Source organism: Guptibacillus hwajinpoensis, from assembly GCF_020171785.1.
Taxonomy (GTDB): domain Bacteria; phylum Bacillota; class Bacilli; order Bacillales; family Guptibacillaceae; genus Guptibacillus; species Guptibacillus sedimenti.
This window is the reverse complement of record NZ_JAIVAE010000002.1, coordinates 55,541-77,680: the sequence shown is the minus strand read 5'-3', so window position 1 is coordinate 77,680 and position 22,140 is coordinate 55,541. Positions and strand designations below refer to the sequence as shown.

Annotated in this window: 22 protein-coding genes; 6 read left to right on the top strand and 16 right to left on the bottom strand. The window is 39.8% G+C overall.

The window, feature by feature from the left end; all coding sequences use genetic code 11:
* Positions 1 to 171: 171 nt before the first annotated feature.
* On the bottom strand, positions 172 to 726 hold the full coding sequence (gene lepB, locus LCL91_RS00810) for a signal peptidase I (RefSeq protein WP_224879135.1): 555 nt from the start codon (positions 724 to 726) through the stop codon (positions 172 to 174).
* A gap of 203 nt (positions 727 to 929) precedes the next feature.
* Between lepB and LCL91_RS00805 the strand changes: the two genes are divergently transcribed.
* Positions 930 to 1,607 (top strand): haloacid dehalogenase type II, encoded by a 678-nt coding sequence (locus LCL91_RS00805; RefSeq protein WP_425589645.1) that lies wholly within the window; start codon positions 930 to 932, stop codon positions 1,605 to 1,607.
* A 245-nt stretch (positions 1,608 to 1,852) separates the two neighbouring features.
* The gene (locus tag LCL91_RS00800; RefSeq protein WP_224879131.1) at positions 1,853 to 2,188 is read left to right on the top strand and encodes a hypothetical protein; all 336 of its coding nucleotides are present in this window, start codon (positions 1,853 to 1,855) and stop codon (positions 2,186 to 2,188) included.
* A 37-nt stretch (positions 2,189 to 2,225) separates the two neighbouring features.
* Here LCL91_RS00800 and LCL91_RS00795 read toward each other — a convergent pair whose 3' ends face one another.
* Both LCL91_RS00795 and LCL91_RS00790 read right to left on the bottom strand, forming a co-directional pair.
* Positions 2,226 to 3,068, bottom strand: a complete 843-nt coding sequence (locus LCL91_RS00795; RefSeq protein WP_224879129.1) for an STAS domain-containing protein — start codon at positions 3,066 to 3,068, stop codon at positions 2,226 to 2,228.
* Between the two features lie 140 nt (positions 3,069 to 3,208).
* Entirely contained in the window at positions 3,209 to 6,367 is a 3,159-nt protein-coding gene (locus LCL91_RS00790) for an efflux RND transporter permease subunit (protein WP_224879127.1), read from the bottom strand.
* A gap of 220 nt (positions 6,368 to 6,587) precedes the next feature.
* Between LCL91_RS00790 and LCL91_RS00785 the strand changes: the two genes are divergently transcribed.
* Both LCL91_RS00785 and LCL91_RS00780 read left to right on the top strand, forming a co-directional pair.
* Complete coding sequence (locus LCL91_RS00785; RefSeq protein ID WP_224879126.1) at positions 6,588 to 7,472, top strand: TetR/AcrR family transcriptional regulator; 885 nt, start codon at positions 6,588 to 6,590, stop codon at positions 7,470 to 7,472.
* Between the two features lie 392 nt (positions 7,473 to 7,864).
* The gene (locus LCL91_RS00780) at positions 7,865 to 8,341 is read left to right on the top strand and encodes a sigma-70 family RNA polymerase sigma factor (RefSeq protein WP_224879124.1); all 477 of its coding nucleotides are present in this window, start codon (positions 7,865 to 7,867) and stop codon (positions 8,339 to 8,341) included.
* A 38-nt stretch (positions 8,342 to 8,379) separates the two neighbouring features.
* Here LCL91_RS00780 and LCL91_RS00775 read toward each other — a convergent pair whose 3' ends face one another.
* The gene (locus tag LCL91_RS00775) at positions 8,380 to 8,622 is read right to left on the bottom strand and encodes a type B 50S ribosomal protein L31 (protein ID WP_048310190.1); all 243 of its coding nucleotides are present in this window, start codon (positions 8,620 to 8,622) and stop codon (positions 8,380 to 8,382) included.
* 337 nt (positions 8,623 to 8,959) lie between these two features.
* On the opposite strand from LCL91_RS00775, the gene LCL91_RS00770 reads away from it, so the two are divergent.
* Positions 8,960 to 9,127 carry a hypothetical protein gene (locus tag LCL91_RS00770; RefSeq protein ID WP_165994974.1) on the top strand — a complete coding sequence of 56 codons (168 nt, stop codon included), beginning with the start codon at positions 8,960 to 8,962 and terminating at the stop codon, positions 9,125 to 9,127.
* On the opposite strand, the gene LCL91_RS00765 is transcribed toward LCL91_RS00770, so the two are convergent.
* From LCL91_RS00765 to LCL91_RS00755, 3 genes are all read right to left on the bottom strand, one after another.
* Entirely contained in the window at positions 9,080 to 9,202 is a 123-nt protein-coding gene (locus LCL91_RS00765) for an aspartyl-phosphate phosphatase Spo0E family protein (protein WP_098445703.1), read from the bottom strand. The two genes, LCL91_RS00770 and LCL91_RS00765, sit on opposite strands and share 48 nt — an antisense overlap.
* Before the next feature lie 257 nt (positions 9,203 to 9,459).
* Entirely contained in the window at positions 9,460 to 9,639 is a 180-nt protein-coding gene (fbpA, locus tag LCL91_RS00760; protein ID WP_224879122.1) for a Fur-regulated basic protein FbpA, read from the bottom strand.
* A gap of 17 nt (positions 9,640 to 9,656) precedes the next feature.
* Entirely contained in the window at positions 9,657 to 10,355 is a 699-nt protein-coding gene (locus LCL91_RS00755) for a DUF421 domain-containing protein (protein ID WP_224879120.1), read from the bottom strand.
* 193 nt (positions 10,356 to 10,548) lie between these two features.
* Between LCL91_RS00755 and recQ the strand changes: the two genes are divergently transcribed.
* Positions 10,549 to 12,636 carry a DNA helicase RecQ gene (gene recQ / locus LCL91_RS00750; protein ID WP_224879118.1) on the top strand — a complete coding sequence of 696 codons (2,088 nt, stop codon included), beginning with the start codon at positions 10,549 to 10,551 and terminating at the stop codon, positions 12,634 to 12,636.
* A 37-nt stretch (positions 12,637 to 12,673) separates the two neighbouring features.
* On the opposite strand, the gene LCL91_RS00745 is transcribed toward recQ, so the two are convergent.
* The 9 genes from LCL91_RS00745 to LCL91_RS00705 form a co-directional block, all read right to left on the bottom strand.
* Positions 12,674 to 13,861: an ABC transporter permease gene (locus LCL91_RS00745; protein WP_224879116.1), complete on the bottom strand. Its 1,188-nt coding sequence runs from the start codon at positions 13,859 to 13,861 to the stop codon at positions 12,674 to 12,676.
* The gene (locus tag LCL91_RS00740; RefSeq protein WP_224879114.1) at positions 13,858 to 14,550 is read right to left on the bottom strand and encodes an ABC transporter ATP-binding protein; all 693 of its coding nucleotides are present in this window, start codon (positions 14,548 to 14,550) and stop codon (positions 13,858 to 13,860) included. The genes LCL91_RS00745 and LCL91_RS00740 overlap by 4 nt, the downstream gene beginning before the upstream one ends.
* Positions 14,547 to 15,668, bottom strand: coding sequence for an efflux RND transporter periplasmic adaptor subunit (locus tag LCL91_RS00735; protein WP_224879112.1), 1,122 nt, complete (start codon positions 15,666 to 15,668; stop codon positions 14,547 to 14,549). The genes LCL91_RS00740 and LCL91_RS00735 overlap by 4 nt, the downstream gene beginning before the upstream one ends.
* Positions 15,669 to 15,671: 3 nt before the next feature.
* Positions 15,672 to 16,352: a Yip1 family protein gene (locus tag LCL91_RS00730; RefSeq protein WP_224879110.1), complete on the bottom strand. Its 681-nt coding sequence runs from the start codon at positions 16,350 to 16,352 to the stop codon at positions 15,672 to 15,674.
* Between the two features lie 667 nt (positions 16,353 to 17,019).
* Positions 17,020 to 18,264, bottom strand: a complete 1,245-nt coding sequence (locus LCL91_RS00725) for a DHH family phosphoesterase (protein WP_224879107.1) — start codon at positions 18,262 to 18,264, stop codon at positions 17,020 to 17,022.
* Between the two features lie 174 nt (positions 18,265 to 18,438).
* Entirely contained in the window at positions 18,439 to 19,992 is a 1,554-nt protein-coding gene (locus tag LCL91_RS00720) for a fatty acid--CoA ligase (RefSeq protein ID WP_224879105.1), read from the bottom strand.
* 164 nt (positions 19,993 to 20,156) lie between these two features.
* Positions 20,157 to 20,753 carry a TIGR00730 family Rossman fold protein gene (locus LCL91_RS00715; protein WP_224879103.1) on the bottom strand — a complete coding sequence of 199 codons (597 nt, stop codon included), beginning with the start codon at positions 20,751 to 20,753 and terminating at the stop codon, positions 20,157 to 20,159.
* 31 nt (positions 20,754 to 20,784) lie between these two features.
* Complete coding sequence (locus tag LCL91_RS00710; RefSeq protein WP_224879101.1) at positions 20,785 to 21,255, bottom strand: GNAT family N-acetyltransferase; 471 nt, start codon at positions 21,253 to 21,255, stop codon at positions 20,785 to 20,787.
* Positions 21,256 to 21,369: 114 nt separating this feature from the next.
* A complete protein-coding gene (locus tag LCL91_RS00705) occupies positions 21,370 to 22,083 on the bottom strand; it encodes an NAD-dependent deacylase (protein WP_224879099.1) in 714 nt (237 codons plus the stop codon).
* Positions 22,084 to 22,140: the final 57 nt, after the last annotated feature.

Below are 22,140 nucleotides of genomic sequence, written 5' to 3'. Positions count from 1 at the left end.
CTTATAAAACCTTTCATATCAAGACTTAGAAGCCACTACTTTAAAGCAAACCCATTTTTTCTGAATGGTAATCAATCCACATTTTAGGGAAAGAAGAACCATTAACGTTTTGTTTCAAGTATTTCAAAACCGTAACAAAAAGAGGAAGAGCATGATGCCCTTCCTCTTTTCTTACTTTGTCGGTCTTACATCTTGAAACGGATACCAGACAACTTCGGCCTTTCCGACAACTTCTTCAAGTTCTATTTTGCCAAGTCCATTCCGACTATCCATGCTTCTTAACCGATTATCTCCCATGACAAATAGCTGACCATCAGGAACTTCAACAGGCCCAAAATCTTCTGTTAACCTCATTCCCATCGTCTTCGCATCATCTCGGTTCGCATCCAGGTAGGGCTCTTTCAACTCGGTTTCATTTACGTAAAGCTTATCTTGCTTCATTTCAACGATATCTCCAGGTAACCCAATTACGCGCTTAACATAATGCTTCTTTGCATCTTCATCCTTAATAATAATGATGTCTCCTCGTTCAGGACTCTCCTGAACATATGAAATAAACTTATTAACAAGGAGGCGATCGCCATCATGTAGCGTAGGGTCCATGGAAGCCCCTTCTACAATGTACGGCGCCATTACAAACATTTTAACGACAAATGCCAGAATAATAGCGAATAATAGCGGTGCTCCCCAATCTTTCAACCAATTTGGTTCTCCATCACTCTTCATATGCCCCTCCATAAAAGAACTTTCTACGTTTAGTCTAGCATAATTTTCCTACAATGTTCCATCCTAACGCCACGGTCCATTTAACTATTTTTATTTAAAAAAGATGGAGATGTTGCAATCAGTCTGATCATCTTTACATTCATTATTTCAAGAGGTTTTACGAAACCATAATGAGGGAACTAACAGAATTGGACAAAAGGAGGATGGATATGAGTCAATTAAAAGCTTTTGTATTTGATGCATATGGAACTTTATTTGATGTTTTTTCTGTGACTAAAAAATGTGAAGAACTTTATCCCAATAATGGCGATCAAATCAGCCAAACATGGCGCAAGAAACAGCTTGAATACAGCTACTTACGTCAAATGATGGGAAACTATCAACCATTTTCACAGGTGACGCGCGATGCCCTCCGATATGCTGTAGAGGAAGTAGGCGAAAAGCTTACTCAACAAAACGAAGAAGCGCTACTTCAAGCTTACCAGCAACTTTCAGTGTATGAAGAAGTACCACAAGTATTAAAGGACCTGAAAGCCGAAGGCATCACGCTTGCCATATTCTCGAACGGGTCTCACGATATGCTTGACCCTCTTGTTAAGCAGTCACCTCTTGCTGAATACCTGGATTATGTTATTAGTGCGGATGATATTAAACAGTATAAACCCACACCTGCCTCTTATACCCATGCGCTGAACTTTCTTGAATTAAGTCGAGAAAATATTCTCTTTATGTCTTCAAATGGATGGGATATTTCAGGTGCCAAGAATTTTGGATTCCATACTGCGTGGATTAATCGTAACAACTTGCCCGTTGAACAGCTTAACCTTGTTCCTGATTCCATCTATGAGAACTTAAGTCATCTTACAAATTGGGTTAAGTAGCACAATATAAAAACGTTCTTAAACAAAACCTGGACGATCGTTCAGGTTTTGTTTAAGAACAACACGTTTTTGAACTTAAGTATCGTACATGACGTTCTTATTGAAGAACCATACTATATACCTAGATTGGATCGCTTTTTTTACCAATATTGGCCCATTGACCACTCCACAGCTTAGTCGTATAATCAACACATTACAGCGTATGGTCATTAAATACTAATGGAAAGTAGCCAGGTGTTTGAATTATGATAAAGGTCGATTATTTGCTTCAACATGAAATCATTCGCTATCAGGAACAACTTCGTCACTTTCGTATTTCTCTTCTAAAGCTCCCTGCTAAAATGCCTAGTGAGGACAAAGTTCGGAACTTGTGTAAAGAAGCAGCCTGGAAAATTGCAGCAACCGAAGCGCTTGTTGTAAAAATATTCAAATCAAAGAAATTACCTTATCGCGAACTTTCTAAACAGTTTTTCTTCAACATAGAGATCCTCAAACAGCATAGTCAGTATATTTTAGCTCTCTTTCTTCTTAAACACGGTGATTATCAATGTCTTCATACTCACCTTACGTGCCTCGATTAAAGCCTCAGAAGAATATTCCTCTGAGGCTTTAACCGTTTTAAGAAGATGGTAAGATGGCTCTTAACGCTTGATGAAGATGAGCATAAGTATTTACGTTTGTAAAATCAATCCCAAGCTGTACCGCTGTTTGAGCAATTTCAGGTCGAATGCCAGTTAAAATGGATTCCACGCCGGATAGATCAAGCATTTTAATGAGTTGAAAAATTTCGTTCGCTACCATCGTGTCCATAATTGGAACGCCGGATAGATCAATTACAAGATAGGATAATTGAAGTTCTGAGCTTCGTTCGATCCCCTTTCGTTGAATAAGTGATGCACGGTAAGTATCAATTGTTCCGATAAGAGGCAATACGCCGATATCTTCTGAGATCGGAATAATAGGAACGCTAAGTTCAGTAATTTTTGTCTGCTGTGCCGCAAGTTGCTCTTCATTGAGTTGATTCGTATAGACAGTTACTTTATGCAATAGCAAATCAAACGATTTGTTCATATAACTGCCCCACCCTGCTAGTCGGCTCGCTTCAATTGGATGCTCCTGCTCTGAACTGAACTCCACCATGACATCCCAGAGGATTTGTCTTAAATTAGTAAGGCTCGCTACCGATTGTTGCAAAGAAAATGTATGACTCGAAAAGATTTCAACTATTCGACCTGCCCATTCTTGTACATCTCGATTATTTGATTCTTGAAATATCATTTGCTTAACAAAATCAGAACAAAACAGTTTAATTTCATTTTTTAGTTCCGGTACTTTAAGTACGGCAGTATCCGTTGCTTCCTTTTCGTCAACTAAAAGTTGAAGCCTGTTTGTCCACTTTTCTCCTATTTCTTCAAGTCGCTCATGAAAGTACTCGACATACATTGATTCAACTTTATCCATTGTTATGTCTCTCCTATAATAATCATTGATAACTCATTGTTTCCCGAAAATGGCAAATTGTACACATTTCATAGGCGCTAATAATCATTTAAATATAAAAACGGAGGTCTCTATCTCGAGAGACCTCCGTTTTTTATTCTCTATTCACTTTTCGGTTTCCTTCTAAATTTCATGAAGAATTCATAAACAACAGGGACGATGATAAGCGTTAAGAGAGTTGAGCTTGTTAGTCCTCCAATAACAGTTACACCAAGTCCTTTAGAAATAAGCGCTCCACCTTCTAGACCAAACGCAAGCGGCGCTAGAGCACCAATCGTTGCAAGAGCCGTCATTAAGATCGGACGAAGACGCGTACCAGCGGCTTCTATTAAAGCTTCTCTCGTCGTGAACCCTTCTTTTTCTTTATGAATAACACGGTCAATTAACACAATCGCATTTGTTACAACAATACCAATTAGCATTAACATCCCTATTAGCGATGAAATACTTATCGTTTCACCAGCAATTAGTAATCCAACGAGTCCGCCAATAACGGTAAATGGTAGTGAGAACAAAATGGCGAGCGGAGCAAGACCGCCTCCGAATGTAATAACAAGGACAAGATAAACAATGGCAATCGCGGCTAGCATGGCTAAACCAAGCTGCGTGAATGATTCATTGATATCTTGAGTGACACCACCAAGAGTGACCTCTGAAGAATCAGGTAAATCCATTTCATCAATGGCTTCCTGTACATCTGCCGAAACCTGTCCAATATTATCATCGAGTACTTCAGCTGTTACGTTCGCGTACACTTTGCCATCGCGACGTGTGATCGTATTTGATGATTGACCTTCTTCAATTGTAGTGACTTCACTAAGAGGTACTTCTATACCTAATGGTGACTGAATCGTCGCTTCTTCTAAATCACTTTTATCTTCAAACGTCTTTTCATTTACTTGAAGAACAACATTCAATGCTTCTCCATCTTTTTCAACAGTTGTAAGAACAGGCGCTTCCCCAGTATTACGAAGCTCCATTCCGATTTGACCAGCTGTTAAACCAAATTCACTTAGCTTTTCAGCGTTCGCTACGATTGTGAATTGATCATAGGACTCTGAAATACTTGAACTAATATTCGAAAGGTTGTCTTCTTTCTCAAGCACAGCTGTCACATCTTCTACAACCGGACCTAGATCACTCATATTTTCTTCATTTACTACAAGGGTAATTTGGTTGCTTCCACCAGAAGCTGAAATATCCTGATAACCCCATTCACCTTTTTCACTCAGTTGCTTCAAATCTTCGAGAACTGACTTACGTTCATCTTCGAATCCTTCTGTCTCTTCATCATAACTAACAAAGAAGAGAACTTGATTACTAGCTCCTGGATTCATTGGATTTTCTCCACCAACGGAGTATTGAATGGTGTCCACATCTTCTTTATCTAAGAAGTAGTCTTCTGCATCAAGAGCAAGGTTATTAATATTTTCCGTTGTTTCACCAGGCTCCGGGTTATATGTTGCTACGATCATCTTCTCTTGATCAGATGGCAAGAAGCTGACGCCTACGATCGGAGCAAGGAATAAACTTCCTACTAAAACAAGAATACTCGCACCGAACGTGATCAGTTTGTGATTTAACGTCCAATTTAATATTTTTTTGTATTGATGAGCAAGACGGCCGTTGCCCTCTTCTTTGTGCTCAGGTTCCTTCCCTTTTTTCACTAGCCCTTTCTTAAAGAGAGAGTGAGCCATCGCAGGCACGATTGTAATCGCAACAAGTAAAGAAGCTAATAACGCAAATACAATGGTTAAGGCGAAAGGTAAGAATAGTTCGCCAACTGGGCCTTGAACGAGACCTAGTGGTAAAAAGACGGCGATTGTTACAATTGTCGAAGACATGATTGGAAGGAACATTTCTTTTGTCGCTTCCGTAATGAGTTCTTTCCCTTTCAACTGTTCGCCTTTGATCGCCATCCGTCGATAAATGTTTTCAATAACGACAATCGAGTCATCAACCACACGACCAATCGCAACAGTCATCGCGCCTAACGTCATGATATTTAACGTAATGTCTAACTGGTTCAACACCAATAAAGCAATTAGCAAGCTCAATGGTATAGAAATAACGGAAATTAACGTAGATCGTATGTTACGTAAGAATAATAAAATAATGAGAACGGCAAAAATAGCACCGATGATCGCCTTGTTCAGCATTGTGCTAACTGATTCTTCGATCGGCTCACCCTGATCGAATATCGTGACAATACTCATCTCATTGTTCTCATCCTCAAGTGATGCAATTTCGTCTTTCACACCGTTCACTACATCAACCGTGTTTGCATCTGCACTCTTTGTTACTTGAATCCCAATTGATTCCTTCCCATTCGTTCGAGAAATCGATTCCGCTTCACCAACTAATTCAATATCTGCGATTTCTTGAAGCTGAACGGTCGGTATTTTCGGCTGCCCTTCACTAGCTCCTGCTTGAGATGCAGAAGGATCTTGGGCCGCGCTTGCGGAAGGTGCTTGAGTTGCTCCTGCTTGAGGTGCTTGGGCAGCTTGACTTTGCTGTGGCATAGCGGGTATCTCTAACTCTTTTAAATCTTCTAATGAAGAAACATTACCATCAACAACAACAGCTTTTTGGTTATCCTCAAAGTTATATAAACCAAGAGGGATATTGACAGAAGAACCTTTAATTAGATTCTTAACGGTTTCTTCATCTAGCCCCAACTCTTTCATCTTGTCTTCTTTAAATGAAAAAGAAATTTCTTCCACTTCCTGGCCGGCAATCGAAACAGATGAGACTCCTTCGACCCCTTCAATGGCAGGAAGGACATCTTCTTCGACACGCTGGGTTAATTCTGTCAGTGAACGATCATCTTCAGAAACACTTAGCGACATGACCGGAAATGCATTAAAACTTAATCGTGATACATTTGGATCCTGTACTTCATCAGGTAATGTAAGTGACTGCAAAGTTTCTCGTACTTCATCCTCAGCCTCATCCATGTTTTTACTAAAGTTATATTCAATTTGAACATTCGATGCATTTTCGAATGAAGATGAACTTACGACATTTACACCCGAAAGACTTTCTACTTTATTTTCAATCGGTTCTGATACTTTCTTAGACACTTCTTCAGGTGTTGCTCCCGGGTAAACAGTTGTTACTGATACTAATGGGGTATTAATATTTGGGATTGTCTCCATTTTCATATTAAAACCTGAGTACAATCCTGCAACTGTGATAATAATAGTTAACAGCCAAACTGCAAACTTATTATTTAACGAAAATTGAATCAGCTTTCTCAAGCAACTTCCACTCCTTTTTCTCCACTTTTATGACTGACTGGTCATTACATGATCACTATACTGAATAAACCAATATAATTCAAGATATATTGTTTACCATATAAAGATTATTACTTAATTAAAGTAGGATTAGGAAAAAAACTTTGAACATGATATAATGTTCATGACCAATCGGTCAGTAAAAGCCGGTCAGTTTATTTCTGACGAACAGAGGTGGAAGATGAACGAAAAAAAGAAACACATCCTTGAAACGGCCATGCAACTTTTTGCTCGAAAAGGATTCCATTCAACATCGATACAGGAAATCGCCAATGAAAGTGGAATTTCTAAAGGAGCCGTTTACCTTCATTTTCAATCAAAAGATGACGTACTATACTCCATCTTTTCTTATTATTATGAGATATTAAAAAAGAAAATATCCGATGCAAAACTAGATTCTTTTACCCCAGAAGAACGTCTTGAAAAGTTGCTGTATGTGCAAGCGCGAGAAATCGTGCAGCATAAAGAGTTTATTATTATGCAATTCAGGGAACAAGCTATTTCGATGAACAAAGAAATCGATGAACTGATTTTGAAGATTAGAATGGAGTCCCTTCAGACGCTTGCAAGTAGTATCCAGGACTTATATGGTGAGCGCATTACCCCTATTTTGCCAGATTGCGTCTTGCTTCTAGATGGTATGTTCTCCTCTTATATCAAGTTAATTGTCCTGCAGAATGCGGATTTTGACTTAGAAGAGCTTCCTCGATTCATTCTAAAACGGTTAAATGACATGGTAAATGGCATGATCGAAGGCAATGCTGAGCCTTTTCTAACCTTGAAGCAAGCTTCCGTCATTTTTGAAAAAAGCAGTCAAACGGAAAACTGCCAAAAGCAGTCGCCATCCTCTATCTTAACGAATATGTTTTCAACTATTAAGACAATGAGGATAGAAGAAAACAAAAGGAAAGAGCTCCTTGAAACAGTTCAGTTTCTCATGAAAGAAGTGAATGAACCAAATCCACGGCGCTTTATTTTTAAAGGAATGCTACATCAATTTGAAGGATTCACAGAACTTAATTCATATAAGACTGCCCTCGTTAACTCACTGAACCTTGATCAGTAATTAGAAACTAGTGGAGGTGGAAGATTGTGAAAGAGCCGCTCCTGACAAAAGAAGAGTTAAGACGCATTGTACGCGAACTTCAATTAAAAGGAATTAATGCACAGCTTTGCTACCGAAAAGCATAAGTCTTCTTCCGCAAAAACGATCTTACTTTAGATCGTTTTTTATTTTGTTCTGATTCAGAGCGGGATAATAATTGGAACCCTATCAACAGTTAAGCGTCATTTAACCCTACTAAACTTATAATCTCCTTGAATGGTGTAACACGTATCCTATCCGTCCGTATTGCCATACTTGCAAATCACGAATATGACACTTTCCTTCCTTTCCCGTATCGTCATCTTTACCGACGGAATATACGAGGGTGCACCCTCTCTTGGGAGACTCGTTTTGTGCAAGATATCTCATTCGAAAAAATAGTTGAAGATTACTCACCACTTGTGAAGAGTCAAATCTATAAATTAAATCTTCCAATGCACAATCCCATCTATGAACAAGCGGCAATGATTGCGCTATGGGAATGCGTTCAGAATTATCAGGATTCAAAAGGAAGCTTTTCCGCATATGCTTATTTAAAAGTGCGCGGTAAATTACTTGATGAAAGAAGAAAAGAATTACGCGCGTCTAACCTAGCATCGAATGCTAATTGGAGTGACTATGAAGAAACGTTCTTTACGCCTCAGCGTAGCGTAACGCTTAATATTGACTTAAGTAGCCTTACAACGAAACAAAGAAAATGGGTTGAACAGGTTATCATAGAGGGAAAATCAATTAAAAGTGTTGCAACTACTGAAGGTGTCAGTGTAGAAGCAGTGAAATCGTGGAGAAAAAGTGCCATAACGAAATTACGGAAACAATTGAATACCTAAAAAAAAGAAAACACTCCTCAGAGTGTTTTCTACTTTTATTAGCGGTTGTATTTCTTTTTGAACTTTTCAACACGACCACCAGCATCGTTAAAGCGCTGCTGACCAGTGTAGAATGGATGAGATTCAGAACTAATATCAACTTTGATTAGTGGATATTCGCTACCGTCTTCCCACTCAATTGTTTCGTTAGATCCCATTGTAGAACCAGTTAGAAACTTAAAACCAGTACTAACGTCTAAAAATACAACTTGCTGGTATTTTGGATGGATTCCTTCCTTCATTGCTAGACCTCCTTTATCAATCAAATCATCATTTACGTTAAATGAATGGTATAGAAATAAACAGAGGTTTGGACCCACAAATCTTTGGGCACCAAAACCCGTCCTTTCTAGTATATAATTTTTGTGCCATTTGTTCAAACATTGTATGAAAGTTTTTTTAGAAATTTAATGCTCATTATGTATAACATGCACAGATAGTAGGTGAAAAGTCCTTATTTTACAGAAAATAAAGAAATTTTAAACAACATTTGAACGATTTTTAGGAAAAAGCATTGACGAAAACGAGTATAATTTGTCATGATTGGTGTATAAATCGAATTTTGAGGAGGATGTTGAGATGAACGATGCGAGTCATGAGGAGATCCTACTAATTCAACAGATCCGTGATTGTATTTCTGAATTCCAAAACGATTATCCACCAGTCGTCAAGGAAGCCCTTTTCCATTCGATTCAGACGCTAACTTCTCAACTGGTTGACGGAGGTCAAACGTTGATAAGAAGTTAGTAAATCATCTAACTCTTGACTACACTGTAATGTTTCTTTATGTGAAATGCCTTTTGCAGTGCCAATCTCGATCATTTCCTCTTGCTTACGCTTAATCCAATGGAGCAATTCTTCTTTTGCATCCTGTTTTACATATAACAAGGCTCGCCACCCCTCCCCTACTTATAAGTACAAGCTCTATTATCCAAACTATTCTGTGCCTTGTGAAGGCTTTCGGCAAAACTAGACAAAATCATTGCTTATCTTTCTTAAAGCGTTCTTTACAGTATTCGAACATTCCCTTATTATAAGTCCATTCACCTAAAAAAATAACAGCTTCTTGTAAGAAGCTGTTAAGAACTAACCTTCGTTTTTACCTGCTGCAACGATTCCCTTGTAATGGAAAGGTAATAATAAAACAATTCCGTTTGCGAACATTCATATAACTGTTTACTCTTTACTTTGTATATCCCTCGATCTAAAAGAAGAACAATGAGTTCATCCTTGGATCGATAAAAAATTTCTTTTTTCATGATTTTCCTCCATGACTCTATTCAACTTCTGACATGCCATCTTCGTAATAATCTAGCGTTAACTTGCCATCAGAGTGTAGCTGTGCAAGAAATACATCATCTATGTTTACGTGCTTATCTGCTAGAATTTTTTTTAGCCACGCTTCATTATGGCCTACTTCTGTTAGTACTTCTTTTATTAATTCGCCATCCATGATAATCGTTTTTGGTTCTTTATCACGAGGGAGGTGTAGCCAAAGTTCAGCAGGCTTAATCGCTCGGTAGTCACGTTTTAGTAAAACGCTAAGCTCTCCATCTGCTTCAAGTAGCGCAAATTCGACTTCACTTGCCTTAAAAACACTTTTTTTACGAAGCATTTCTAGCAATTCATCTGTTGTAAATCTCTCTTTTTTCAAGTTCTCCTCAAGGATCTTCCCATCCTTAATAAATACTCTCGCTTTTCCCTCTACAAAATCTCTCACTTTTTTATTTTTCATTGAAATATAGCTTAAGAATACAGAAATAAGTGTCCAAATGAGAATGCTTGTTACACCGTGAAGTAAGCTCACTTCCACATCCATTGATAAACTGCCTGCTATATCACCAATAATAATGCCTACAATATATTCAAAATAAGATAGCTTTGATAATTGTTTTTTTCCAAGAAGTTTTGTAATGATAAATAGCCCAATTAATATGAACAGCGATCTAAGAATAACTTCTATCCAGTCCACCATATTCGTATTCCCCTTTTACTTGACGTAAAACCACTTATTTTTTCCATATTGTAGTAGTTTGCCCGTTTTCTAAATGTTTATCCTTTTTATTACGCTTGCAACTTCATTCGTAAACTCGTGATCTATACACAATTCCATAGATACGGTAAGATGAAAAAAGCAAACGAACTGGCGAATTAGAAAGGAAGATACGATGCTTGTTAAAGCAAAAGAACAGCTGAAACACCATTTTGGCTACGATGAATTTCGAGGTGGTCAGGAAGAGATCATTTCGAGTGTTCTATCTCAAAATAACACGCTAGGTATTATGCCTACTGGCGGTGGTAAATCAATCTGCTATCAGCTTCCGGCTCTTCTATCAGAGGGACTAACGATCGTTATCTCTCCGCTTATTTCATTAATGAAAGATCAGGTGGATGCACTTGCAAGTTACGGTATCGAAGCCGCTTATATTAACAGCTCTCTAACAGAAACCGAAATAAGAGAACGAATGGTGGAAGCAGAAAATGGAGAATTAACGTTACTTTATGTTGCTCCGGAACGTCTAGAAGCACCTACTTTTCAACGTTTATTACAGCGAACAACCATTTCTCTCATAGCAGTCGATGAGGCACACTGTATCTCTCAATGGGGACATGATTTCAGACCTAGCTATATGAAAATAAGTCAAATGATCCATCGATTTGAAGATCAGCCGCCAGTTATTGCTTTAACGGCTACAGCGACACCTGAAGTCATTCAAGATATTCAGAGACTTCTAACGATCGCTCCAGAACAAACGTTTATTTCTGGTTTTGCACGAGAAAACTTACATTTCTCCGTTATTAAAGGGGAAAAGAAAAAGTCTTTTATCGACAAATACCTTAGTCAAAACAGTGCGGAGTCCGGAATTATCTACACGGCGACCCGAAAAGAAGCGGACCAGCTATACAATTCGCTTCTAAAACAAGGAATTAAAGTAGGTAAGTATCATGCGGGGATGACAGAGAACGAGCGCAAAGCCGCTCAGGAAGCGTTTTTGTTCGATAATCTATCGGTTATGGTAGCGACCAATGCATTTGGAATGGGAATTGATAAATCCAACGTTCGATTTGTGATTCATCATAATCTCCCTAAGAATATGGAATCTTACTATCAGGAAGCTGGCCGTGCCGGTCGTGATGGAGAAGAAAGTGATTGTTTTGTTCTCTTTTCACCTGGCGATATTCATGTTCAGAAATTTCTAATTGAGCAAAATCAGCATGAACCAGAAAGAAAATCAGCTGATCTCTCCAAATTAAAAGCTATGGTTGATTATTGTCATACTGAAAAATGCCTTCAAGGAACGATTCTTCATTATTTTGGTGATGACCGGCCAGGCTACAGATGTGGCAAATGTAGCAATTGTATTGATGATCGAGAAGCTGTCGAAATTACACGTGAAGCACAAATGATTTTTTCTACCATTAAACGAGTGAACGAACGATTTGGCAAAACGATGATCGCCCAAATCCTAAAAGGATCAAAGTCTAAGCGAATAAATGAGCTCAACCTAAACAGCGTTTCCACGTTTGGTTTATTAAAGCACCTTACACAACAAGAAATAGTTGATATGATTGACTTTCTAACAGCAGAACAGTACCTCCTTTTAACAGAAAGCAAATACCCAACGTTAATTCTCCAAGAAAAAACGCTACCTGTTTTAAAAGGACAAGAAACGATCTTCAAGAAAGTGGCCCGTAAGCCTGTTTCAATCGAGGAAGATGATCAGCTCTTTACACAGCTAAGAACTTTGCGAAAGCAGATTGCGGATCGAGATAACGTTCCGCCATACGTTGTGTTTGCCGACAGCACATTGCGAGAAATGAGTGCGAACATGCCCTCTTCCCGTGAAGAAATGCTTCAAATTAAAGGTGTGGGAGAGATGAAGTTTGATAAATACGGCGAGGCCTTTTTAGAACTTTTGCTTTCCGCTAAAACTACGCAAGCTTCCTCTGAAGATGCCAGTCATAGAGCTTCACTTAAGTTATTTGAGGAAGGCAAAGACATTTTAAACGTTGCTGCTGCTCGATCGTTAAGCCCTACTACAGTAGAAAGCCACTTGCTGAAAGGCTTGGAGGAAGGATTGTTTCAAGACACATCTCGACTGCTTGATGAAGAAACTGAAAATGTGATTTTGGAAAAAGCGAAATCAGTTGGATTTGATAAATTAAAACCAATAAAAGAAGCTCTGCCTGAATCATTCACTTACTTTCAAATAAAAGTCGCTTTAACAAAAAATCGTTCAGCTACAAAAAAATAACAACAAAAAAAGAGGATGGGTCATCCTCTTTTTTTGTTTATTCATAGCGAAGCGAATCAATTGGATCCAGTCTTGAAGCTTTATTCGCTGGTAAGAGTCCAAAGGCAACCCCGATAAGCATTGAAAATAAAACGGCGCCAAGAACTACCTGCCACGAAATCAAAGATGGCCAGTCCGCAAAGAACGACACAAGATACGCCGTCCCTGCTCCAAGTATAATACCGATAATCCCACCAATTAAGGTAAGTATGATCGATTCAACAAGAAACTGAAGAAGTATTTGCTGTCTCGTCGCCCCTAGTGACTTTCGGATCCCAATTTCACGCGTTCGTTCTGTAACAGAGACGAGCATAATGTTCATCACACCTATGCCCCCAACTAGCAGTGAAATACCAGCAATGCTGCCGATAATCGTTGTCATGATTGTGGTTACCTGCCCAATTCCTTGAGCGATTTCTTCCATATTAATGACCTGATAAGAATCGTCTGTGTCGTGAAGTTGATTTAAGACCGTCGTTGCACGCTCTCCTATTGGCTGAATGTCATCTGCATTTTCCACTTGAAGCGTAACCTGACTGTAGTTACTCGTACCAAGCATGTTTCGCATTGCCGTCCACGGAATATATGTTTCCACGGAACCAAATGCGAAGAGACCTGTTGGCTTCTCTAGAACACCGATCACTTCCACAGGCTGAACACCAATGCGGATAATTTCTCCAATCGGTGACTTCCCTTCAAATAACTCTTCCTGCATCGCTGCGCTGACAATTGCTACCCTACGACCGCCTAGAAAATCAGCGCTCGTAAAGGAGCGACCTTTCTCTACTTTAAGTTGATTCACGTCCAAATACGCTTCATTAATCCCTGTAATAGACGTTTCTGTTTCTTCTTCACGGAGTCTGGCTGTTGAAAATTCCGAGGAAGAGGCAACCACATTTGAAACTTTTTCGATTCCCTCTAACTGTCGAATGTCTTCTTGGGTGAATGGATTCTCCTCCCATTTCCCCTGCTGCATTTCTTCTTCAGATGGCTGGTAAAAGACTTCGATCGTATTGCCATCTCCAGCAATTTGGGATTTCAGCATCGCTTCTCCACCTTGACCGATCGCAACAACAACGATGACAGCTGCGACACCAATGATAATCCCAAGCATCGTTAGAATCGATCGCATCTTGTGGGCTTTCACTGACATGAGAGCCATTTTGATATTTTCCCAAAGACTCAACTCGTTTGCCCCCCTTTCTCAAGAGGGTTTTGTCCTAATAATCCATCTCGCACATATATGACCCGACTCGCATATTCCGCAACTTCCGGCTCGTGCGTGACCACAACGATTGTTGTCCCCTCCTGATTAAGTTGAACAAATAAATCCATAATCGCTACGCTTGTTGCGGTATCTAGGGCACCAGTGGGCTCGTCAGCAAGAATAAGCGATGGATCATTCACAAGGGCCCTCGCAATCGCAACTCGTTGCTTTTGACCACCTGAAAGCTCATTTGGAAGGTGTCCCACTCGATCCTGTAAGCCAACTTTTGCTAAAGCATCGCGCGCACGTTCTTCACGCTCTTGTTTAGAGGCCCCAGCATAAACCATAGGAAGCTCCACATTCTTAAGCGCAGTTAACCTTGGTAACAGTTGAAACTGTTGAAACACAAATCCAATCGATTGATTTCGAACTTTAGCTAATTCATGATCTTTATGTTGAGAAACATCTTCTTCATTTAAAAAGTAGGAACCTGTAGTCGGCCGATCAAGACAACCAATAATATTCATTAAGGTTGATTTCCCCGACCCTGACGGACCCATAATCGCTACAAATTCGCCGCTTTTAATTTGAAGACTTATTCCTCTCAGCACGTTGACTGCTTCCTTACCTAGTGTATAGCTTTTTGTTATCTCCTCAAGTTGGATCATTGCATGGTCACTTCCATCTTATCCTTCAAATGATCCGGAGCTTCCACCACAACTTGAGCTTTCTCAGATAAACCCTTTGTTACTTCAATTCGTTTTGTAGTGGAAGAAGCTGTTTCAATTTGACGTTTAACTGCCTTCCCATCTTCTACGACAAATACAAAGGATTCTTCTCCATCCTGTTGCACCGCTTCTAAAGGTACGGTTAAAGCTTCATGTGACTCTGTTTCAATCTCAATAATCATTTGAAATCCAGGTTTTAATGGAACGTCTTCTGGGTTGTTAAATTTAACAGAAACGGGATATTGCACGGCCGACGTATTAGCCTCAGGTGAAGAGGCTTGGGGTAAATAGCCTACTTCCATTACTTCTGCTTCCCACTTTTCGTCAGGGAGCACATCTGTTGTAATCGTTACTTGTTGACCTGCTTCAATATTCAGCGTGTCGTATTCGGAAAGCGTTCCTTCTATGATGAGATTTTCCATGCTTCCAATCCGCAAGATCGGTTTCTCCATCTGAGTTGACTGAGGGGCACTTGAATCATTTGCTTCTAGTACAACTCCGCTGATATCACTTTTTTCTTCAAGGTCACTTAACTTCTGCTTTAATCGATCTCGCTGTAATAATGCCTGACGCAAATCAAGATTTGCCATTCGCTTATCCATTTTCACCTGTTCGATTTCAGCTTCCATTGTTTCCTCTGCTTCATCTACTCCAACATCATCTGCTAAATCGTTTTTCTTCTCTCTCAGACGCTTCTCTTGTTTATCAAGTGAATTGATCCGAAGATAAAGCGACTCAATGTTGATCTCGTTTTGTTCTTTCTCCATTTCTAAATCCTTGTTCTCATAGCGAACCACTGGATCTCCTTTTTTTACAGAGTCTCCTTCATTAACAAGAATTTCTTTCAGCTCACCTTTGCTAGAATCCTGATAAAGTGTGCTTTCATTAGCCATCGCCAATGTTCCAGGCGTCATAACAGTGGAGTTAATCTCTTCGAATTTAGCTGTTTCTGTCTTTACATCAGCTGTACTATCGGCATAGGTTCGATAAATATTTACCCCTACAACGAGAGTGAGTATAATCACTACCACAATGGTAATCCAAATCTTTTTCTTCATACCTTACATTCCTGACATGGTATTCATCATACCACCAACCGCTGCAGCACCAACTGTAAAGACAAGAAAGATAATGGCGATCGTCCAGGCAAGTCCCTTAGGCCACTTAGCCGTTATGCGAAGTCCAATCCCTGTTAAAACAATCGTCCAGATACCGAAGATTTCAATCCCGTTAAGAAAAGCACCAACTGATCCTTCTGAACCAGCGAGCGCGCCAAGACTCGTATAAAGCTCACCCGGTGATCCTCCTAATAGCGCAAGAAGAAGACCATTTAACACTAGGCCAATCGCACTAATAAAGCTGATATACGTATTCATAGAAAAAAATTGTTTAAATGTAGTCTCAGAGCTTGTTGCTTTATTAATTAACCAAAAAATAAAGCTTGAAAAGAGAATACCAAAAATCGGACCGAGCGCAGAAAAAACAACGGTTGAAATCTTTGAAAATAAGATAATTCCGTCCATGTTTTCTCCCTCTAACTCCGCTCTCGCAAATTGCTCTTCAAAGCCTGGACCAATCACCATTAGCCAGCCTCCAATTAATGAAAGTAAAGTTACAATGATAAGGGGTACCCATATTTTCGGATTGGAGCGTATGGTGGCAAACTGTTCTCCCGGACTCCAAATCATCCCAAATATCGATGGTTTCTCTGCTTTACCTGTTTCTTCAAACGTTTCGTTCATTATGTACACAACCTTTCAAAATAATGTCACCTCTTTCTACGACTCTCGTAAATCGAAAGTTCCATGTTTTTGAAAAAAAGTTAATATATTTTGATAGCATTCACTTTTTATTCATTAAAAAAAGCCGATTATCTAAATAATCAGCTTCCAACTTTATTGATGAGTAGCTGCTCTCTTTTTGAATATGATTCAACAAAGAGGAGGCATGCCCTAATGGCGCTACAACGCATAACGTCGCGTCTAGCTATAGTGCAAACGCAGCTTCATGATGTAATCGACATCACCAAATTCGAGAGATTCTAAGATCTCTTCCTCCGAGAATCCAGTTGCAGTCGCGATCGTCCTGATGTACGGTCTCTTCTCTAACTTTATGCATCGTGCCCTGGCTTTCTGTGTCTGGTAAAGGACTTGCGAGTAGCGATTGTTAAACATGATTCGCTTCACTGTTTTCTCCTTTCACACCCATAATGCATGCTCGCAACGCTATGGTTGAGTGCCATGGGCATGTATAAGACTATACCCATGTAATTGAAAAAGGAAACAGCTTAGCAAACAACCACGATTCTTTTTTCCATCCATCTTACCTTTAGACACACGATCAGGTCCGCCCTCTCTTGGCTTCAAGCATACCGAACGAATAAAACAAAGAAATGCAAGAAGAAGACGTTCAACTAAGAACGTCTTCTTCTTGATAAAGCATCGCTTTAATCATCGTATGGTACCGATCCATGATCTGCTCTTTTGTTAACGGGAGAACTCTCACAAAATCTTCGACAACCGCTTTATCCGAACGAAGCCACGCATGGTAAGTTCGTTTCACATGGCGTTCCGCCTCTTCAAACTCGTGAAACACACTACTTTCCACTTTCCCTCGACACATCACTTCCCACTCACCTTCTCGACGAGGACGAATATAGATGATCTTCTCCTCATGGTTTTCATAGAAAGAGCCGCTTTCACTGTTACGCTCATTCAGCTTATTTCGTTCGGGATCTTTTCGAACTGGTTTAAGCGCAAAAGAAGGTTCCACAAAAATTCGGAACGTATCTTCGTTTAGTTCACAACCTGCCGCTTTTGGATGCCCTCCCCCACCAAAACGGGAGGCAAACTCTGAAACATCCGCTTCGTCATGAATTGTACGAAACCCTAGGCGCTTGCTACCCGCATTAATAATTGTAATGAAATCTAGATGAGGATTTCGCTTATTCAACTCGTTACCAAGTTCAGAATGATACGATTCTGCATGAACAAGGCCGATACAATACTCATCAACAAACATTTGTACAAGCTGACGATTCTTCTGATGAATGTACCGTTCAATCTTTCGTTCTTCCAGATCAAGAATCATTTCCTCAGAATCATTAAACTTAAAAGAATCAGTTTCCCGCGTTAAACGCCTGATCATCTCAGATTTGAACGTTTCTCTCCCCATTATTGAGAAGAGATCATTTAATCGTTTCGCATCCACTTCATTTTCTTCTTCCCATTCCCACGTATCATATTTTCGAACAAGTTCAAGAAACGTCTCAAGACTTTCTAAGCGTTCAATTTTTTCTTTCTCCAATAGAAAATCATAAAAAAGAGTTGCAGCACAGGTTTTTTGATTCTCACCGGGATCAACAAATCCCCATTTATACTCATTAAAGTGCATGGCTGTTGCGTGGTGATCAATCATTTGAACGTGAGATCCTTCACGAAAACGTTCATCCAAAAGTTTTTCTACGTGTTGGTTCACAGATAAATCAGTAATGAAGATTGGATCTTCATTATTTTGTTGTAGAAATCCTTCGACGCGGTCATCTAAATTCCGATATGTACAATGGGTCACGTCCGCTTCTTTGTCAAAAGCAAGTTCTGCTATGATCGCGCAGGCCGTTCCATCAAGATCGCTATCAGTAAATAATTTAATCATTCGGCATTCCTCCTTTTCACTAGTAGTATGTACGTCAATTTAAAATTCATGAAAATCATACTACTGAAAAAAAGCGAGCGAACGCCCGCTTTTTCTTGCAATTTTTAATTATACCGTCCAAAACCCGTTCATGTCTACTGTATCCAAATGTTCATTCCTAGACCTCACCTACTGTTAGTTTGACTTAACCTGAAATTGTTCACGAAGTCGAAACTTTTGGATTTTACCACTGGCATTCCGAGGTAGCTCTTCTACGAACAAATACTTTCGCGGTCGTTTATAAGTAGCAAGGTTTGGACTCTCTTTGCAGTAACGATCTAAGTCAGCTTCAGTTAGTGAATCTTGTTTCTTCACTATAATGGCTGTAACGATTTCTCCCCACTTTTCATCAGGTTCGCCAAGTACCGCGACGTCAAGCACCCCTGCATGTGCATGGAGAACATCTTCTACTTCTCTTGGATAAACGTTTTCTCCACCAGAAATGATCATATCATCGACACGATCAGAAACATAGACATAGCGGTCTTCATCCATATAACCAAGATCACCTGAATGGTACCAACCTTTATACATCGCGTCCTTTGTTGCTTCTGGTCGATTAAAATAACCGATCATCATACATGGTCCTTTCACAATAATTTCACCAACTTCGCCAGCTGGTAGCTCATCATCAGGCTCAGACGGTCCATTTTCATTCGGTCTAACGATTCTGACCTCATGGTTCAGCGCCGCTCTTCCTGCAGATCCCACTTTAGTTAATTGCTCATGCTCATCAAGAAATGTCACGGCAGGTCCCATTTCCGTCATCCCATATGCCTGAATGAGATTAATACCCAGCTTTTCTTTGACCGCAACAACAAGTGATGGAGCCATAGGTGCAGCACCATACAGACCTACTCGTAAGCTGCTTCGATCAAATGCTGCATAATCTTCTTGTAAAATCATATTCCACATTGTAGGTGCAGCAAACAACACCGATATTTTTTCTCGTTCAATAACCTGAAGCACTTTCCTTGGTTCAAAATGATGAATAATAACATTCGTAGCTCCAAAATGTACCCTCGGTAAAAAGTTGCAATGAAGCTCTGCACAATGAAACATCGGTGCAGCGACAAGTCCTCGATCCACTTGTTTCAAGTTAAGAGAAGCGCCACAAAGAATACTCTGTTCAAGCATGTTTCGATGGCGATGCAGCACTCCTTTAGGTCGCCCAGTGGTACCACTTGTGTACATGATCGCATACGTATCATTTTCATCTACTTCAATCGTAGGTTCACCACTATGTGAAAGACGAACGTGTTCACTGTAGCTATCTGCAAAGTCCGGTGCCGCCTCTGTTGACCAGAACGATACATCGGGATATCGTTCTTGAACTTCTGCAACGACCGGTGCAAGAGCAGGCTCAAATACGAAAATACTCGGTTTAGCATCTTCAATAATGTAAGCGATTTCATTTGACTTTAAGCGGAAATTAATTGGATTTAATACGGCCCCTATTTTTGCACATGAGAAAAATAAGGTCGCTAATTCGATCGTATTAAATAAAAAAGTGGATACGCGATCGCCCTTTTTTACTCCAGCATCGATGAGGGCGTTTGAAAGCCGGTTTACTTCTACGTTCCATTCATCATAAGACCATCTGATGTCCCGGTCGACATCCACAAGCGCTTCTTCTTTTCCATACTTTTTTACCGTTTGAAGAAATAAAGAACCGATCGTACTATACATGTAAAACCCTCCATTTTCTTTTTAACTTGAGTTTAAGTAGCGTATGTATAGTTCAATTCTCACAGGTAAAAACCCTTCTTTTTATCTGAATATTTAATCAATTAATCGCACGAATCGTGTTCCTTAACAATAGAATTCAAAAAAAATACCGGATTCTCCGGTATTTAAATGCGATCGCCGATATCATCTTGCTTCCATTTATTCATTAATGGGACAGAGTGTGAACGGATGTTTTCAACTAACTGTTTCGGACTCTCCTCGGTTAGCAACGGTTCCATATAGCGGTTATGGAGAAAGCCTTCCTCCACCATATGTTCAAGCATGCGGTAAAAAGGATCATAATACCCTTTTGTATTTAAAAGGCCAATTGGCTTATTATGATATTCCAACTGGTACCACGTGAAGATTTCTGTTAATTCTTCGAGCGTGCCGATCCCACCTGGAAGAGCAAGAAAAGCATCTCCTGACTCGTACATTTTTGCCTTCCGCTCATGCATTGTTTCCACAATGATAAGGTCGGATAACTCGATATGACTGACGTTATCATAGATTTTTCGTGGGATAATTCCCGTTACTCGCCCTCCATGTTTTAGCACTGTTCTGGCAAGTGCGCCCATGAGACCAACGTTCCCACCACCGTAGATCACTTCAATATTCTTTTCCGCTAAAACAGCCCCCAGTTCTTCCACTGCCTTGAAATATTTCTGATCAACGTTATTACTGGATCCGCAAAAAACCGTTATTCTCTTCAATTCATTCACTTTTTCATCCTCCTCTCTACCTTATACACCATCAGTCCAATAATTTCTTCATATTAATATTTGTTGTTGCAAACCCCAGACGTTCATATAAACGAATCGCTTGTTTATTATGAGCAAAAACATGAAGTGACAGTCCTGTAATTCCACGATCCTTTAAAATCCTTTCAAGAACGTTTATCGCTTCGGTGCCGAAACCATTCCCTTGTTTTTCCTCATGCACATGAAATTCATAAATGAACGCTTCTTTTGCATTCCAGTCTGTTTTAACCCATAGACTGCCTACCTTCTCTTCACTACCCTCTACCACTATTGTATATAGTGTATGACCCTTTGTATTCCTACCCTCAGGTAGTAAACGATCAAATTCCTGCCTGGATTTCTCAAAGGCTTCCTCCGCTCTCCAGTTACCTGCCGCAGCTTTTTCTTTCGCATAGTTAGCAATTGAAGCATCTAAAAATTGGTTGAAATCGAATTCACTCATTGGTAATAGGTTAATCAACATTTCCCAACTCCTTCCTCATTTTATCTTACTATTTCTAAAGTTTAATAAATAGAGGAAATACGATCAAAAAAATACCGACAAACGTCGGTATTTTTCACTTTATTTTCTTTTATCCTAACGGGCTTTATCTTCAGCTAGGTCCGCTAATACTTTTCCTATTTTGTCATGAATCACGAGATCAGCTACTTTGTCATAATCTGTTTTTTCCTCATTCACAATAACAAGCTTCGCTCCGTTTCGCTTAGCTTCCATAGGAAAAACATTTGCTGGTGCTACTTGAAGAGAAGAGCCGAGAACAATGAATAATTCCGCTTTTTTAGCTTCCACCTTTGCCTGGTGAATGGCATTTAGCGGCAATGGTTCACCAAATAGTACAACTCCAGGGCGATTAAAGCCACCGCATTCGCATGCTAAAACATCATCCAAATATCCGTCACTAGAAGATTTTTCTCCACAATCATCACAGTACATTTCTCTTAACGAACCATGCATTTCTGCAACGTTTCGGCTCCCCGCCAATTGATGGAAGCCATCAACATTTTGAGTAAGAATCGATGCGACCTTACCATCTCGCTCCCATTCAGCGAGATGAAAATATCCCGGATGTGGCGATGCTTCTTTCAACTTTTTTATGCGCTGTTTATAAAAACGAACAAACATATTCCGTTCGTATTGCATTGCGTCTCTGCTCGCAAGCTGGAGGGGGTCCACTTCGTTCCACATGCCATCAAGCGCAGATCGAAAGTCAGGCAAACCGCTTTCTGTACTCATTCCTGCACCTGTAAGAACGACAGTATGTCTGGACTTATTAAATAATTCCGTAAGCATAGAATCACCAGCTTTCCTTTATCCAATAGTTAACCATTCACATATATAGATATTTCT